Origin of the sequence: Prevotella sp. LMAG:51 (assembly GCF_008680225.1) — a bacterium.
GTDB classification, from domain to species: Bacteria; Bacteroidota; Bacteroidia; order Bacteroidales; family Bacteroidaceae; genus Prevotella; species Prevotella pectinovora.
The window spans coordinates 1-16,565 of sequence record NZ_NALQ01000014.1 but is presented as its reverse complement, the minus strand read 5'-3'; the positions used below and the strand labels follow the sequence as shown (position 1 = coordinate 16,565).

General features: G+C 49.1%; 13 protein-coding genes. 3 read left to right on the top strand and 10 right to left on the bottom strand.

The window, feature by feature from the left end; all coding sequences use genetic code 11:
• Positions 1-96 precede the first annotated feature (96 nt).
• A complete protein-coding gene (locus CCC32_RS04275; protein ID WP_278840819.1) occupies positions 97-2,301 on the top strand; it encodes a S9 family peptidase in 2,205 nt (734 codons plus the stop codon).
• Between the two features lie 303 nt (positions 2,302-2,604).
• Here CCC32_RS04275 and CCC32_RS04270 read toward each other — a convergent pair whose 3' ends face one another.
• The 9 genes from CCC32_RS04270 to CCC32_RS04230 form a co-directional block, all read right to left on the bottom strand.
• Positions 2,605-2,871: a PqqD family protein gene (locus CCC32_RS04270; protein WP_022315943.1), complete on the bottom strand. Its 267-nt coding sequence runs from the start codon at positions 2,869-2,871 to the stop codon at positions 2,605-2,607.
• Between the two features lie 5 nt (positions 2,872-2,876).
• Positions 2,877-3,353 carry a S24/S26 family peptidase gene (locus CCC32_RS04265; RefSeq protein WP_044074546.1) on the bottom strand — a complete coding sequence of 159 codons (477 nt, stop codon included), beginning with the start codon at positions 3,351-3,353 and terminating at the stop codon, positions 2,877-2,879.
• A gap of 31 nt (positions 3,354-3,384) precedes the next feature.
• Positions 3,385-4,266: a hypothetical protein gene (locus CCC32_RS04260; RefSeq protein WP_022315945.1), complete on the bottom strand. Its 882-nt coding sequence runs from the start codon at positions 4,264-4,266 to the stop codon at positions 3,385-3,387.
• A gap of 48 nt (positions 4,267-4,314) precedes the next feature.
• Complete coding sequence (locus CCC32_RS04255) at positions 4,315-4,728, bottom strand: hypothetical protein (protein WP_022315946.1); 414 nt, start codon at positions 4,726-4,728, stop codon at positions 4,315-4,317.
• A 176-nt stretch (positions 4,729-4,904) separates the two neighbouring features.
• Positions 4,905-5,768 (bottom strand): sigma-70 family RNA polymerase sigma factor, encoded by an 864-nt coding sequence (locus tag CCC32_RS04250; protein WP_022315947.1) that lies wholly within the window; start codon positions 5,766-5,768, stop codon positions 4,905-4,907.
• Between the two features lie 204 nt (positions 5,769-5,972).
• A complete protein-coding gene (locus CCC32_RS04245) occupies positions 5,973-7,421 on the bottom strand; it encodes a Do family serine endopeptidase (RefSeq protein ID WP_287072564.1) in 1,449 nt (482 codons plus the stop codon).
• 398 nt (positions 7,422-7,819) lie between these two features.
• Positions 7,820-9,349, bottom strand: coding sequence for a peptide MFS transporter (locus tag CCC32_RS04240; protein WP_287072562.1), 1,530 nt, complete (start codon positions 9,347-9,349; stop codon positions 7,820-7,822).
• A 171-nt stretch (positions 9,350-9,520) separates the two neighbouring features.
• Complete coding sequence (locus CCC32_RS04235) at positions 9,521-10,267, bottom strand: porin family protein (protein WP_022315951.1); 747 nt, start codon at positions 10,265-10,267, stop codon at positions 9,521-9,523.
• Positions 10,268-10,312: 45 nt separating this feature from the next.
• The gene (locus CCC32_RS04230) at positions 10,313-11,659 is read right to left on the bottom strand and encodes an ABC transporter substrate-binding protein (RefSeq protein ID WP_287072560.1); all 1,347 of its coding nucleotides are present in this window, start codon (positions 11,657-11,659) and stop codon (positions 10,313-10,315) included.
• A 126-nt stretch (positions 11,660-11,785) separates the two neighbouring features.
• Here CCC32_RS04230 and CCC32_RS04225 point away from each other — a divergent pair, with 126 nt between their 5' ends.
• Together CCC32_RS04225 and uvrA are read left to right on the top strand one after the other, a co-directional pair.
• Positions 11,786-12,517, top strand: a complete 732-nt coding sequence (locus tag CCC32_RS04225; RefSeq protein ID WP_287072554.1) for a T9SS type B sorting domain-containing protein — start codon at positions 11,786-11,788, stop codon at positions 12,515-12,517.
• Entirely contained in the window at positions 12,514-15,354 is a 2,841-nt protein-coding gene (uvrA, locus tag CCC32_RS04220; protein WP_287072552.1) for an excinuclease ABC subunit UvrA, read from the top strand. The genes CCC32_RS04225 and uvrA overlap by 4 nt, the downstream gene beginning before the upstream one ends.
• 203 nt (positions 15,355-15,557) lie before the next feature.
• Here uvrA and CCC32_RS04215 read toward each other — a convergent pair.
• Positions 15,558-16,565 (bottom strand): hypothetical protein (locus tag CCC32_RS04215; protein WP_287072550.1); only part of this gene is annotated, 1,008 nt, incomplete at its 5' end.

Below are 16,565 nucleotides of genomic sequence, written 5' to 3'. Positions count from 1 at the left end.
TTGGGTTAAATTGTGTTTAATCATGAGTACTAATTGCAATATAATTGCTAATTTTGCAATAGATATAGAAATACTATAAAAACAGATAAATTAATTATGAGAAAATTGTTCCTAATGTGCGCAGCTTTATTGATTAGCGCTACAACTGCTTTGGCTGGCAACGACTTGTCACTCAAGGACATCACGTCCGGCAAGTTCGCCCCCAAAGGAATTGGAAGCATCACGGCTCTCGACGACGGAGAGACCTATGCCCAGGTTAGCAAAGACGGCAAGAAGGTGGTGAGATACTCCTTCCGCACCGGCAAACAAACCGACGTGCTGTTTGACGTGAACAACACCATCGGTCAGAAAATAGAGTCTTTCGAAGACTATATTATGAGTCCTGACGGTACAAAGATGCTTATCCAGACGAATTCACACAAGATTTACAGACGTTCTTTCACAGCCGACTTCTACATCTACACCATCGCAAGCCGCAAGCTTGAGAAGCTGTCTGACAACGGAGCACAGCAGACACCAGTCTGGTCACCAGACGGAAAGCAGATTGCTTTCGTGCGTGACAACAACATCTTCCTTGTAAAACTGCTCTACGACAACGCCGAGAGCCAGGTGACGAAAGACGGCAAGAAGAACGAACTCATCAACGGTATTCCAGATTGGGTGAACGAGGAGGAGTTCGGATTCAACACGGCCATGACTTTCAATGGCGACGGCAGCATGATATGCTGGATAAAGTATGACGAGAAGGACGTACGTGAATACTCTCTGCAGATGTTCAAGGGGGAATATCCTGAACACAAGGAATATGCCACATACCCTGGTCTCTACTCATACAAATATCCTAAGGCTGGAGAGAAGAACTCTACGGTGGCAGTATACAGTTACGACATCAAGTCGCATCAGACAAGGAAATTGCAGGTACCACTCGACGCTGACGGATACATTCCACGCATCGTAGCTACTAAAGATGCCGAGAAAATCATCGTCTATACATTCAACCGCCATCAGAGCGACCTCCGCCTATATGCCGTAAATCCAAGAAGCACAGTAGCAAAGATGCTCATCCAGGAGAAGAACGCCAAATATGTTCAGGAGGAGGCCATGGCAAACATCAAGATTACCGACAGCCATATCTTGCTGCCAAGCGACCGCGACGGCTTCATGCAGCTGTATCTCTACAGCATCAACGGCAGTCTGGTGAAAAAAATCACTACTGGCAAACATGACGTGACCGATGTTTACGGCTACGACGAAAAGACCGGCAACACCTATTATCAGGCTGCAGGCAAGGATCCGATGAACCGCGAAGTATATGTAACGGCAAAGAACGGCAAGACCGAATGTCTGACAAAACGCGACGGATGGAGCTCTGCATCTTTCAGCAAGGGCTTCAAGTATTTCGTGAACATCTGGAGCGACAGAAACACTCCTTTCGAATACTCAATGTGTGACAAGAACGGAAAGCGCATCGCAATGGTGAATGACAACAGCGAGCTGAAAACCAAGCTCAAGGAATACAACCTTCCACAGAAGGAGTTCTTCACCTTCACGACATCCGAGGGAGTAAAGCTAAACGGCATCATGGTAAAGCCACACAATTTTGACGCATCAAAGAAATATCCTGTCATCATGTGGCAGTATAGTGGTCCTGGCAGTCAGCAGGTTACAAACTCATGGGCAGTAGGTTCAATGGGCAACGGATGTCTCTATGACGGATATCTCGCTGACAGAGGTTTCATCCTGGTTTGCGTTGACGGACGCGGCACTGGCGGAAGAGGAGAAGAATTCATGAAGTGCACATATCTCAAGCTTGGCGACCTTGAGTCGAAAGACCAGGTGGAAACAGCCCTCTATCTTGGCACTCTGCCATACGTAGACAAAAACAACATCGGCATCTGGGGATGGAGCTTCGGTGGCTTCAACACTCTCATGAGCATGAGCGAGGGAAGAAACGTATTCAAGGCAGGTGTTTCAGTAGCACCTCCAACAGACTGGCGTTTCTACGACACCGTATACACAGAGCGCTATATGCGTACTCCTCAGGAGAACCCTGCAGGTTACGACACCAACCCGATCAAGAGAGCGGCTGGTCTCAGCGGCAGCCTCCTTATCTGTCATGGCCTTGCAGACGACAACGTGCATCCACAGAACGCATATGAATACACGGAGGCTCTTATTCAGGCAGACAAGGATTTCCGCATGAACATCTACACCAACCGCAACCACAGCATCTATGGTGGCAACACTCGCAACCACCTGCTCAGACAGATTGCAGACTTTTTTGTTGAAAAGATGAAGTAAGCTTCTGACACACCTGATTTGGAACAAAAGAACCAAACGAATATAAAAGGATAATGGCGGTTTCCCCAACAAGACATAAAGTCTAAAGGGAAACCGCCATTATTAATTTATCAAAAAGGACACTACAAAGAGCAATTTATAGCTACAAAATGCATTTTATACTACAATGAACAATTCTTATAGCTACAAAAAGCAAGACTTTTAGCTATAACAAAGAACAACGCCCATACCAACATGCACCAACTGGTTATCCTCAACCTACTGTCAGAACATATATTTGAGCATAAGATCATGTCGTTGTTATTATTCCACGATACCTATTTCACTCCACCCACGAAGCAAATTTTCACAGTCTGCCTTTGCCACTTCAGCATCAACATCATACTTTTCCAAAAGTAAAGAAGCCATCATATCGGCATCAAACTCCTTGTCTCCCAAAGCCTCCCAAAGGAAGGCCGAAGTCTCGTTCATACTTATGATATTGCTGAAGTCAATGTTCTCTTTACCCTCAGCCACGACAATCTGCTCTCCACAGACGTCACGAAGATTAAATCCAGGTTTCTTACGCATATTTTTCAATTGACATTTTCGGTTTTAACAATCCTGCGATAAGCAGCAAGTATGTAGCGACGCACTATGAGAGGCGTCAGTCTTGTCCACAGAAACGAATATAGACACCATTTCAGACCATTGGTCTTGTCGATATGTTCCCTGCCTTTGCGGTAGAATCCTATTGCCTCCGCCCTTACGTCAGAGAGCTTGCAGCGTTCGGTACCGATATTTCCGTCGCCACGAAGTACCACATTCTCTCCTTTTATGCTCACAATCCTATGCAATACGAAATAATTCTCGCCTATTTCTGCCAGCACGGGCATTCCCACTTTAGGGTCTCTCGCCCGAATGAGCAATGCCTTGTCACGGTTGTCTTCAAGAAAGGGCCGCATACTATATCCTCTCAGTGGCAAGGTCACGGTATGTCCTTCCTCCAGAAGACTTATAACCTCTGGAATAAGTTCTGAATTTGAAAACAATTTCTCTTCTCTCTTCTTCATAAGATTATGTATTATCTGAACAGGCTCAAGTTCATTCATGGTCAATCATCGAGTGACAGACCTCTGCCGACTCTCTGTCTGGCAGACAATGCAACGTATATAATTCGGAAAATCTTATCACGTCAGAAATACAGTTGCAGACATTGTCAAAAACCCTCTTGTCCCATCTCATAGTGGAACACGAAGGTAGGAATGAAGCAAAAGCCGCCACCGTAGGCAGTTTTTCCACCCAGTTTCTCTCGCAGCGTTCAATACGAGTTACTGCTGCCAGAGGCGCTTTCACATCACGATAGCATGGCGTCTTACCACTCCACGGAGTTCCATAAACAAACACTTCTTCGCCGATGACTCTCACCACAGGATTATCATCGTTCATAAGGTCACAGTCTGGTATATACCTCAGCCAGTTGCTCACCTGAGTGCTCTTTCCCGTTCCGCTTTGGGCTATGAAAGCATAGCCACGTCCGTTGTGTCTCACCAGCGAGGCATGAATCATCAAAGCCTTCTGAAAACTTGCAGCAAACGAGAAAGCCATCATCACGGCATTGTTGAGCGCATACTGCCTCATGAAGAAATCACCGTTCAGAGCACAGCGACAATCGTTGAAGTCTGCGTTTGTCTGTAGCAGGCAGCAAGCCCTGCCTTCAAGATCCTTTATTATATACTGATAACTGGAATCCGGGAAGCGGTCTACTATTACATTGCCATTCCCCGTATCAAAATCTCCAATACGTTCCCTGTTTTCTTTTTTAGGCTGCAGTTTATCGTCTACATAAAGACGCAGCAACAAAGACTCCTCCTTACACATCCTACCAATGACAAAGGGTGTGAAAGAAGGAATCAGACTTGTTCCATCGGTATAATCCTCCGAGAAACTTATTTCAATAGGGAATTCCGCTATTCGATAGAGCATTTCGAATTATTTCAATTATAAAATAAAGACAGGGCCCTGCATCCATTCTCAATGCGCCATCACCACACGCTGATAGGCGAACTCTTCAGCGGGTATCTGCTTTACGATGAGTTTGTTCTTACCAGCCAGCCGCTGCTTCATAGAGCTCAATGATTTCTCTGCCTCTTTGCGAGACTTGGCATTTACTGTTACACAAGTAGCATGCTGAATACCTTTGCCGCCCATGAATTCACGTAGCTGATAAGAATACTCCTGTTTGTTTGCCAGAATGCCTGTTTTTCCTACAGTCGTTACAGAGTCAAGCTGCTGAATGACAGTTACATAAGCCGTAGAATCGTTGAACGATGTTGCCACACCAAACACATAAGTAGTCTTGACTCCCTTTCCCTTGGCAGCATAAGCCAGTTGTACTGTCGTCAAAAGCAGTACAGCCATAAGTGCCACATATTTTAAAGATCTCATTATTCTGTTATTCGTATTGTTTCTATTTCGTTTTTTTTATATACTCATTTATCCATTTCAGAAATCACCCGGACCCTGGTCTCCATCATTCATAAACACCGGACTTCCGTATCGTTTCCACCTATGGAATTTCGATACGCCAAGCCTACAGACGCCTCTCCCTTGTCTGTAGGCTATCAGCTACCGAGGAAGGATTTCAGCTGTTTGTTCTGAGTGGAATGGCGTAGTCGGCGTATTGCCTTTTCCTTAATCTGCCTTACGCGTTCTCTTGTCAGTCCATACAGCACTCCGATTTCCTCAAGCGTCTTTTCCGGTTGGTCTATTCCGAAGAAAGCCTCTATAACTTTGCGCTCTCTTTCGTTCAGGGCCTGCAACGCTCTTTTTATCTCCTCGCGCAGGGATTCCATCACGAGTTCATTGTCAGGATCCGGCGAGTCGGAGTTAGCCATTATGTCAATAAGGCTTCCTTCCTCACCTTCTTTTATTGGCGAGTCAACGGACACGTGTCTTCCGTTGATTTTCATAGCTTCGCGTATCTTGTCCTCCGGCAGGTCAGTCTGCTCTGCGAGTTCGTCAACGCTAGCCCTTCTTTCGTATTGCTGTTCAAATTTGTTCTGCGCCTTGTTAGCCTTGTTCACGGTTCCCACCACATTCAGTGGCAGTCTCACTATCCTGCTCTGCTCTGCAATAGCCTGCAGAATGCTTTGCCTTATCCACCACACGGCGTATGATATGAACTTGAAGCCTCTTGTCTCATCAAATTTCTCAGCAGCCTTTATGAGTCCGAGATTCCCTTCGTTGATAAGGTCAGGAAGACTGAGACCCTGGTTCTGATACTGTTTAGCGACTGAGACAACGAATCTGAGGTTTGCCTTTGTGAGGCGTTCAAGTGCCTTCCGGTCACCTTTTTTTATCCGCTGCGCCAATTCCACCTCTTCGTCTACGGTCAGCAGTTCTTCGTGTCCGATTTCCTGCAGGTACTTGTCAAGCGAAAGGTCCTCGCGGTTTGTAATGGATGATGTGATTTTCAGTTGTCTCATAGAAAAAAGTTTTAACTAATTTACCAAATGCAAATATAATATTATTTATTCTAACGACAAAAGATTATATTCTTTTTTTTCAAATACCTATGAATATGAAGTAAAAACTGCCTGTTTTGAATAAAAAAAGCACAAACAAACTGCCTTTATGTAGGTAGTTTGCCTGTGCCATTGATATTTTTATCGTTATTCAGTCGAAAGATTTTACTGTTTGTCAAGCATCACAGCGAAGTAAGCCTTCTTTCCTGTTGGCGAAAATCCCTTGAGGATAAGCACAGGATCTTTGCTTGTAGAAGCGTCCTTGACTGCCTTCTGCAGGTCGTTGAGAGTCTTCATCGGTGTGTCGTTAGCCTGCTGGATTACGAAGCCTTTATAAACTGCCGCATCCTTGAGCGCTCCGCCGGTAACCTTTGTCACTACCAATCCGTAGCTGATGTTCAGATCTTTCTTCTCCTGTTCTGTCACCGGGCGGAATGTTCCACCGAGAACATCCAGGTCAGCGTCTTTCACGATGTTCGTGTTGCCCTGCTCGTTCTTGAGAGTGATGGTAGCGGTCTTTTTCTGCTTCTTGCGCAGATATGTCACGGCCACCTTGTCGCCAGGGCGCTTGTTTGTGAGATATTCCTGGAATTCGCTCATCTTGACCACCTTCTTGCCATCTACGGCTATGATCACGTCGCCTTCCTTGATTCCGGCCTCGGCTGCAGAGCCGTCCTCATCCACCTTGGCTACATATACTCCCTCCATGGTTCCGAGGTCTACCTCCTTGCCCTGTTCTTTCTGCGAGTCGAAATACTTGTTCACGTCGATAGCTGAAACTCCGAGCACACCACGCTGCACAACTCCGTATTTCTTCAGGTCAGCCACTACTTTGTTCATGATAGTGGTAGGGATGGCAAATCCATAGCCGCTATAGCTTCCGGTCTGTGAGTAAAGCATGGCATTGATACCCACGAGCTCCCCACGTGTGTTTACCAATGCTCCGCCGGAGTTTCCAGAGTTGATGGCAGCGTCGGTCTGAATGAACGACTCTATGCCGTTGGCTCCGAGCGACCGCGCCTTGGCGCTTACGATTCCTGCTGTAACTGTGGAGTTAAGGTTGAAAGGATTTCCCACTGCAAGCACCCACTCTCCCACTTTCAGCTTGTCGCTGTCGCCGATAGGCATGGCTGGGAGGTTTGTGGCACTGATTTTTATGAGTGCGAGGTCTGTAGTCTTGTCCGTACCGATGATGCGGGCAGAATATTCTTTGTTGTCGTTGAGCGTCACGGTTAGTTCGTCAGCTCCATCCACCACGTGGTTGTTGGTCACGATATATCCGTCGGTAGATATGATGACTCCTGAACCGGAACCTTCTCTCTTTGGAGTCTGCACTTTTCTCTTCTGCGTGCCACCATTCCCAGGGTTTCCAAAGAAGCCAAATGGGTCGAAGAAGTCTCCGAAGGGATCAGACTGCACGTCAACGGTCTGCACTTTGCTATTCTGCAAGAAACGAATATGCACCACAGATGGCAGAGCCTTCTCTGCTGCGTAAGTCAGGTCAACTGGTTGACTTGGAACTGCATTGACGCCCGCAAAAGCTGCTGTTGGCGTCGCAATGGTCAATGTAAGTGACATTGCAGCCATCGCAATTCGATTAGATAGTTTTTTCATTTCAAAATATCTTTATTGTTACACATTTCAGTTTGATTTTCGGAGTGCAAATATAGACGCAACAAATGTAAAACTGCCATAATGTCTCATACTTTTCTTCTCTTTTAACAATCAATCTGTAAGCGTTAACGGCTCTTAGCGTGACATGTTCGTTTTTTTACTTTTGTTTAACCCAGATGGTATAATGACCGATTTGGATTAAACGTGAATCTCTCATCATTGCTCAACGAAAAAACGTCTAAAGCTAAATGACAGGAATGAGGTTACGGAATAAAAGAAATCCATCCGCCCGATGCAGCCTACGGATACATAGCCTACATGAGCGGATGGACCGGAATGGTATTTGTTTATATTGTGCTTTTATGCCAATAAATTTCTGTGAGGAATTTTATTCTTGCTTATGAAACTTTGTTGAGTTTCTTGATGATAGAGAAGATGAAGAGTGCCGAAACGAGACAGATGCCTGCGAGAACTCCCCAGATAGTCACGAGGTTGAAGTTCATGCCCCACATGATGCCAGGCACCATAACGAGCTGGTTTCCGATAGCAGTAGCACCGAACCAGAGACCCATCATCAAACCTGCATATTTTGGAGGAGCAACCTTCGACACGAACGAGATACCGATTGGCGAAAGAAGGAGCTCTGCAAATGTCAGAATGAGATAAGTAGAGATGAGCACGTTTGCGCTTACTCGTGCGCCTTCCGTAGCTGCGTTGCCCTGTGTGAGCGGAAGTTCAAGACCCATTGAGCATACTGCCATCCACACGAATCCAAGAGCTGCAACGAGCATACCGAGACCGATTTTCTCTGGTGATGTTGGTTCTTTGCCCTTCTTGTTGAGCCATGAGAAGAGAGCCACGCTTACTGGTGTAAGAGCCACCACATAGCAAGGGTTGAACTGCTGGAAGATAGGAGCCTCAATGTCTACGTGGTTGTCGAGTGTGGTATACTTGTAGAAGAGGAAAGCTATGGCAGCGAGGATAACTCCGATTGCGATGCCCTTGCCCTTGCCGGTCTTGCTCTGTGCAAGAGCGAAGCTTCCGTAAACCACAAAGATACAAGCCACGAGGTTTGTCACGTCGAACGCCATAGACTGCAGACCTTCAGAAGTCTTCTGTGTGAAGTCACGTGCGAAGAGTGTCAGCGTGTTTCCGTTCTGATGGAACGCCATCCAGAAGAAGATAACGACTGCGAAGACGAGACACAGACAAACGATGCGCTCCTTTGTCTCAGCCTGAGAGAGTTCCTTGACTTCTGCCTTTGCTGCCGGATCATCCGACTTGGCCTTTGTCTCGTTTGCAAGAACGTGCTTGTATGTAGAGCTGAAAGCATAATAGATTGCTATACTGAGGATGAGCGAAGCACAAGCCACGGCGAAAGCGAAGTGGTAAGAATCAGCCTCAGAAACGCCCAGACTCATCTGCGCCCACTTCATGATCTTGATGGCAGCAGTAGGTGCAAACATAGCGCCGATGTTGATTGCCATATAGAAAAGTGAGAAACCGGAGTCGCGGTTGCTGGCAAACTGTGGCTCGTCGTAAAGACGACCTACCATTACCTGTAGGTTTCCTTTGAACAGACCTGTTCCCAATGCGATGAGGATGAGGGAGATTCCCATGGCAGCAATTGCCACGCTGTCTTTGCCGAGAGGTAGTGAGAGCACGAGATATCCGATGAACATGATGAAGATACCTGTGGTTACCATTTTTCCGAATCCGAACTTGTCGGCAGCTATACCTCCGATAATCGGGAGGAAGTAGACCATCATCAGGAATGTTGAGTAGATGGTACTTGCCACTCCGGTCTGGAATCCGAAGTTGGCCTGCAAATAGAGTAAGAACACGGCGAGCATAGTGTAGTATCCGAAACGCTCACCTGTGTTTGCCAAGGCTAATGCCCACAAACCTTTTGGTTGATTTTCAAACATAATTGTGTTTTTTTTATAGTTAATAGTTAATAATGTTTCTTGGTTAACCTTTCCGCCCGGCTGCTTCCCGTCGTCTGAGCTGTTTTACCGTTGTTTAGGCAGCCTTACCGCCACCTCGACAGCATTCTGCCGCTTCTGCAGTCTTGCGTCGCGACCGAACGGCTATCTGCTTCACTTCGTGAGGTCGAAGAGGTAAGTGAGCTTCACTACGATGTTTCCGAAGTTCGACTTTCCGAAGTAGTCTTTTTTCGAGTCTCCGTAGATGTTGCCGAGTCCGTAATAGTATCTTCCTTCCAGCTGAAGGTGTCCCGCCTTGGGGTGCGAGTATTCCATTCCGAGTCCGGCAGCTATTCCATAGTCGAATTTATTTTCCACGGGCATGGTCTCCTGCGCCACCGTCCTGTTTGCACGGTCTTGCAGATTAGGTGCCGAGAGGTCGTAGCTTGCTTCTGTCGACTCGCTGAGCCAGATCCCCACCTGTGGTCCTGCCTGGAAGAAGAACTGCATTCCTTTCTTTTCCTTTCCCCATGCCAGATGTGCGAACACGGGAATTTGTATATAGTTTATGGTGCGCGAGTATTCCTCTGCCGCTCCTGTCTGCGGGTTAATCACGGGAGAATCGTTGAGGTCGAGTATGTCTTCCTTCCACCCTATCTTGGCGTAGTTTACTTCTGCCTGCACCGAGCAGATGGTGTTGAAATATTTCTCACACACATAGCGGAATGCTAATCCTCCCATCATTCCGCCATACATTTTCTGGTTTACCTTTGGCGTGAATCCAACGTTGCTCATCACGTATCCTCCTCCGGCTCCTATGCTGAACACGCTTCGATGCTCTCCCACCTGTGCCATTGTGCCTACGGGGATCAGCAGCGTCATAAAAAGTGCCACGGCGAGAATTCTTGTCATTCTGTTCATCTGTCTTTTTGTCCTTTTGCCGTCGCCACGGCTTGTGGCGGCGTGTCAATAATTGATTATGGATATTGAGTGGTTCGTGTTGTAGTGAACGAAGCTCAGAGCCACGTTCTGCATTCCTGCTGCCTGGCTTCCCGCCTTCTTGAAATGCAGCTGAGTCTGCAGCACATTGCTGTCGGCCTCTGTCCCGAGGAACTGTCTGCCCTTCTTGCTTATTCCTCTGATGAAGAAGAGAGCGTGGTCGTGTCCTGTTATAGCGAACCGTGGCTGGTAATCCATCAGGCTCTGGTCGAATTTCAGTCTGTATTCCCTCTCGAATGCCTGTGTGGATGATGAGAGTGGGTTATAATAGAAATGTGTGGGTATGTATGTGTCATACTTGCAGAACTTGTCGAGATTGTATTTTGCATACATAAGCCAGTCTGTATATCCGAAGAGTGAGATTTTCACTCCAGGCTGGTCCATCTTCAGCTGGTCGAGCTTTGCTATCACTGTGTTCAGCTCGGGCGAGCGTCCTGTGTTGAGCACAACCACGTTTGGTTTCTGCCTGCTGAATGCCTTGCTGAAATATTCCCCGCTGTTTGTGAGGTTTGTGATGCTGCATGTCATTCCCTTTTCTGCGAGCGCCATTCTGAGCGCCATGGTGAATACTCCCTTGTCGCTCTTGGCGTCGTTGCAGTCCACCACCACCACGTGTGACCCTTGGAAGCGCTCGATGAAATACTTCACCGTCTGCTGTGCGAAGAACTGCGGCGACTGGTATACCTGGAACACGTTCGGGTTTTTCTCCACCTCGTTTCCTGTTATGGAGAATGGTATCACCATCTTTATGCCGTGCTGCTTGGCGAAAGCCGCCAGCGGCGCAACCTGTGCGGAGTATAGCGGACCGAAAATCACGTCACACCTGTCGGCACCCTCCTTGGCGAGTGTCTGGCTGATGTTGGCGTCGATGGGCACGTTCCATGCCATGACTTCCACGTTCTGCCCGGCCTTCTTCAGCTCGTCGCATCCCATGAGGAATCCTCTGTAGTATTCTATCATGCGCCTTCCGTCACCGTCCACGTTGTGAAGCGGCAGCATAATGCCCACCCTCACTGTCTTGTCGTCCTTTGCCTTCTGCGAAGCGCCAGGTTTCTGCGTGGCTTCAGGCTTCTGCCCGTCGGGATATGGTATGAAGATATAGTCGCCTTTCTTCAGTTCGTAGCCCACCGCATTCATGTCGGGGTTGGCTTTTATGAGCTGGTCCACGGTGATTTCATACCTACGCGCGATCCCGAAGAGGGTTTCCCCTTTCTTAACTTTATGCATCTCGCGGTAGTTCTGCTGCTGCGCCTCTGCCACGACGGCAAAGAGCAACATAACCAGCAACATGGAAAATCTGAACAAACTTTTCATTTTATTTTCAAATCATTTATTTGGGCACAAAGATAAGTTGAAAAATCCAAACTCACAAATAATATCTTTTCTATTATTTTGCAGGACAAAGAAAAAAGCCGTATTTTTGCAAAAATAGTTATTAGCATGACAACGACAAGACAAATATTAGCATTCTTATCACTGTTCCTGTTCGCCGGCAACGCCTTCGCCGACGACGAGACCCCGACCATCAACCCCACAGCCACCTACACGAGCGTGGACGGCGAAGTGACCGAAAGCGCCGAGATGTCGGGCCAGGCCCCGCTCAAGGGCTATTTCCAAGCCAACGCCAGCAACGTGGGCGACTACACCGCCACCTACGAGTGGCGCTTCACCCGCGAGGGCTCTAAAGAACCTTATCTCACAAGGTATGAGGAGAACACGGAATACACTTTCACCAAGGCTGGCAGCCACAGCATAGTGCTCTACGCCACCTTCACCAAGGGCAACGACGTGATACAATACGGACAAGAATACTGGAGCGAGCAGCAGCCGCTGCGCGTCACCATCAGCGAAAGCAAGCTGGAAATGCCCAACGCCTTCTCACCCAACGGCGACGGCATAAACGACATCTACAAGGCGAAAGACGGCTACCAGTCGCTCACCGAATTCCACGCCTACATCTTCAACCGCTGGGGGCAGAAGCTCTATGAATGGACCAACCCCGCCGACGGATGGGACGGCAAATACAAAGGCAAGGACGTGGCACAGGGCGTGTACTATGTGCTCGTGAAAGCTAAGGGCGCCGACGGCAAGACCTATAATATAAAGAGAGACGTGAACCTGCTCAGAGGCTACACCGAAGGCACCAACACGGGAGGAGGAACCGCCAGATGAAAAGAGAAGACGACAAGATATGCGTCTGGGGAGCCAGGGTGCACAATCTGAAAAACATCGACGTGGAAATCCCAAGCCATAGCCTCACCGTGATAACAGGAATGAGCGGCTCAGGAAAATCATCACTCGCCTTCGACACAATCTTCGCCGAAGGGCAGAGGCGCTACGTGGAAACATTCTCTGCCTATGCCCGTAACTTTTTGGGCGGACTGGAGCGCCCAGACGTGGACAAGATAACGGGTCTGAGCCCCGTAATAAGCATAGAGCAGAAGACCACCAACAAGAACCCACGGTCAACTGTGGGCACCACCACCGAAATCTATGATTTTCTGCGACTGCTCTACGCCCGAGCCGGCACAGCCTACAGCTACGTGACAGGCGAAAAAATGGTCAGATACACCGAGGAAGAGGTTATCAGAATGATACTCACCGCCTATGAGGGCAAGCGAATCTTTATCCTCGCCCCGCTGGTGAGAAACAGGAAGGGACACTACCGCGAACTCTTCGAGAGTATGCTCAAGAAGGGGTACCTCTACGTGCACGTGGACGGACAGGTCATGGAGATAAAGAGCGGAATGAAGCTCGACAGATACAAAAACCACAACATTGAAGTGGTTGTGGACAAGCTACAGGCAAGGGAAAAAGACCAGGAACGGCTGCGCAAGAGCGTACAGACAGCAATGAGGCAGGGCGACGGACTGCTCATGATAATGGACAAGGACACGGGCGAGGCGAAATACTACAGCAAGAGGCTCATGTGCCCCACATCAGGAATAGCCTACAACGACCCGGCACCTAACAAATTCTCGTTCAACTCCCCCGAAGGAGCATGCCCCCGATGCAAGGGACTGGGCACGGTGAACGAGATTGACCTCGCGAAGATAATCCCAGACACCTCGCTCTCGATACACGAGGGAGCCATACTGCCACTCGGAAAATACAAGAACCAGATGATATTCTGGCAGATAGACGCCATACTCGACGACTACGGGTTCTCGCTCAAGACACCAGTGGCGGAACTGCCCGACGACGCTCTCAACGACATACTCTACGGCAAGCTCGAGAAGATAAGGATAAAGAAAGAGGTGGTACACACAACGAGCGACTATTTTGTCAGCTTCGACGGAGTGGTGAAATACCTTCAGGCAGCCATCCAGGGCGACGACAGCAAGGAAGCGCAGAAATGGGCAGAACAGTTCATGAGCGTAAAGACCTGTCCCGAATGCCACGGCGGACGGCTCAATAAGGAATCGCTCTCCTACCGTATTTACGACAAGAACATCTCGCAGGTGGCAGAACTCGACATCAGGCAGCTCTACCAGTGGCTCGATGAAGCCGAAGCCCACCTCGACCACAAAAACAGGCAGATAGCTGCAGAAATACTAAAGGAGATAAGGACCAGAATACGATTCATACTCGATGTTGGACTGGAATACCTCGCCCTCAACCGCCAGTCGGTGTCGCTCTCCGGAGGCGAAAGCCAACGCATAAGGCTAGCCACACAGATTGGCTCACAGCTCGTCAACGTGCTCTACATCCTCGACGAGCCGAGCATCGGACTCCATCAGCGCGACAACGAAAAGCTCATCACCTCGCTGAAAAACTTGCGAGACATCGGCAACACGGTGATAGTGGTAGAACACGACAAGGACATGATGCTCAACGCCGACTATATCGTGGACATTGGACCGGGAGCCGGACGCAAGGGTGGCAAGCTCGTATTCCAAGGCACACCACAGGAGATGCTCCGCCAGCACACCGTGACGAGCGACTACCTCAACGGCACCAAGAGCATCCCCGTGCCCCAAGAGCGCCGACCGGGCAACGGATCCCATATCATCATACACGGCGCGAAGGGCAACAACCTGAAGAATGTGGACGTTGACTTCCCATTGGGCAAGCTGATCGTAGTAACGGGAGTGAGCGGCAGCGGAAAATCCACACTCATAAACGAGACTCTCCAGCCCATTCTCAGCCGACACTTCTACCGCTCGCTCAAAGAACCTATGCCCTACGACAGCATAGAGGGAATGGAACACCTCGACAAAGTGGTCAACGTGGACCAGTCGCCTATAGGACGCACGCCACGCTCAAACCCCGCCACATACACGGGAGTGTTCAGCGACATCAGGGCGATGTTCGTAAACCTGCCCGAAGCCAAAATCAGAGGCTACAAGCCCGGACGCTTCTCCTTCAACGTAAAGGGCGGACGCTGCGAAGCCTGCGGTGGCAACGGATACAAGACAATAGAGATGAATTTCCTGCCCGATGTGATGGTGCCCTGTGAGGTGTGCCATGGCAAACGCTACAACCGCGAGACGCTCGAAGTGAGATACAAGGGGAAGAGCATCTCCGACGTGCTCGACATGACCGTAAACCAGGCAGTGGAATTCTTCGAAAACGTGCCCGACATACTGCGCAAGATAAAGACCATACAAGACGTGGGACTGGGATACATCAAGCTCGGACAGCCCTCCACCACACTCAGCGGCGGAGAATGCCAGCGCATGAAGCTCGCCACCGAACTGAGCAAACGCGACACGGGCAAAACGATGTATATCCTCGACGAGCCCACCACGGGACTCCACTTCGAAGACATCCGCATACTGATGAACGTGCTGGAGCGGCTCGTAGACAAAGGTAACACCGTGATTATCATAGAGCACAACCTCGACGTGATAAAGCTCGCCGACCACATCATAGACATGGGACCCGAGGGCGGCAGCGGCGGCGGCAACGTGATGACGACCGGCACTCCCGAAGAGGTGGCTCGCTCAGGCAAGGGCTACACATGGCGATTTATAAAGCAGGAGCTTGAAGCAAGCCACAATCCATAATCTCGGTTGGGTTCTTTCCGTTTATTAGACACTACAGGAAATGCATCCTCGCGAAAAGATATTATCATAATTACCAACAAAGAAACTCCCCCGAATGGAAGAGAGAAAGGCCGAATCAAAAAGTTTTGAATTGCCAATCACTCGCCATTCGGGGGAGTTGTCGTTTCCTTCCTTTCCGGAAGGAATGCATGTTTTTTGAGTTTTTATTTCATCACGAACTTCTTTCCTCCAGACACATACACTTGTCCCGGCAGCATCCTCAGGACACGCTGGCCGGCAAGGTTGTATATTGCAGAAGCGACGGCAGAAGAGTTGGAGGCCACCTCGCTGATGCCGTCAGCAGCGCCCTTGTCGATGACAAGAGAGAATGGCTTCACGCCACCGTCGGTGATACTACCGTGAAGCAGTATACAGTTTCTGAAAGCCTCAACGCTGGCATCTGATGCAGCGCTGAACAGGAGCTGCGCCTTATCGGCGTCGGTCAGCTGAGAGAGCATATAGGCATAGAACTCCTCACCAGCCATAGAAGAGGCACTGGTGCTGCTGAATGTACCTTTCAAGGGCAGATAGTCGACAGGAGTGGCAGAGAGGTCTGTCAGAACCACGTTCTCGCCAACGAACGAGATGACGGTCTGAACTGCAGCATCGCCATCGACGCCTGACAACGAAACGAAGAACGGCATTCCAGCAGGGATTGTCTTCGCTACGGAGCCTTTGTATTCTTCGTTTGAAGCAGACTGTAGGATAATCTGCGAGCGCGCCACATCGATTACGTTCTTCGACGGGTCTAAGAAAGCAATGTCAAACTGGTCACCCTCAAACTGGTCTTGCAGCGAACTGGCAGTAATATCGAATGGCAGTGCGTATGGCTCATAGAGACCATTGCGCGACTGCTGGCGCTCATATTCCACTCGGGCAGCCGCAATTTGCTGAAGTCCCGATGCTGAAGGGAAGAAATAATCCTCTCCATCGGTAAGACGCACTAGGTTTGCCTTTCCGTCGGCAGTAATCACATTGGCAGACAGCGAGGCAACGGAGTCGCTGCCGAGAGTTTCGCTGTCAGCATCGAGCACGATGAAATCGTTGGCGTCGGCTTCGAAATCAAACTCAGAGAGATTGTCGGCATAGTATCTGCCATCCTGAGCATAAAGGACACCACCCTGGGCATCGGCCACATTGGCGAAATATCTAGCCGTTGAAATGGCGTTGTC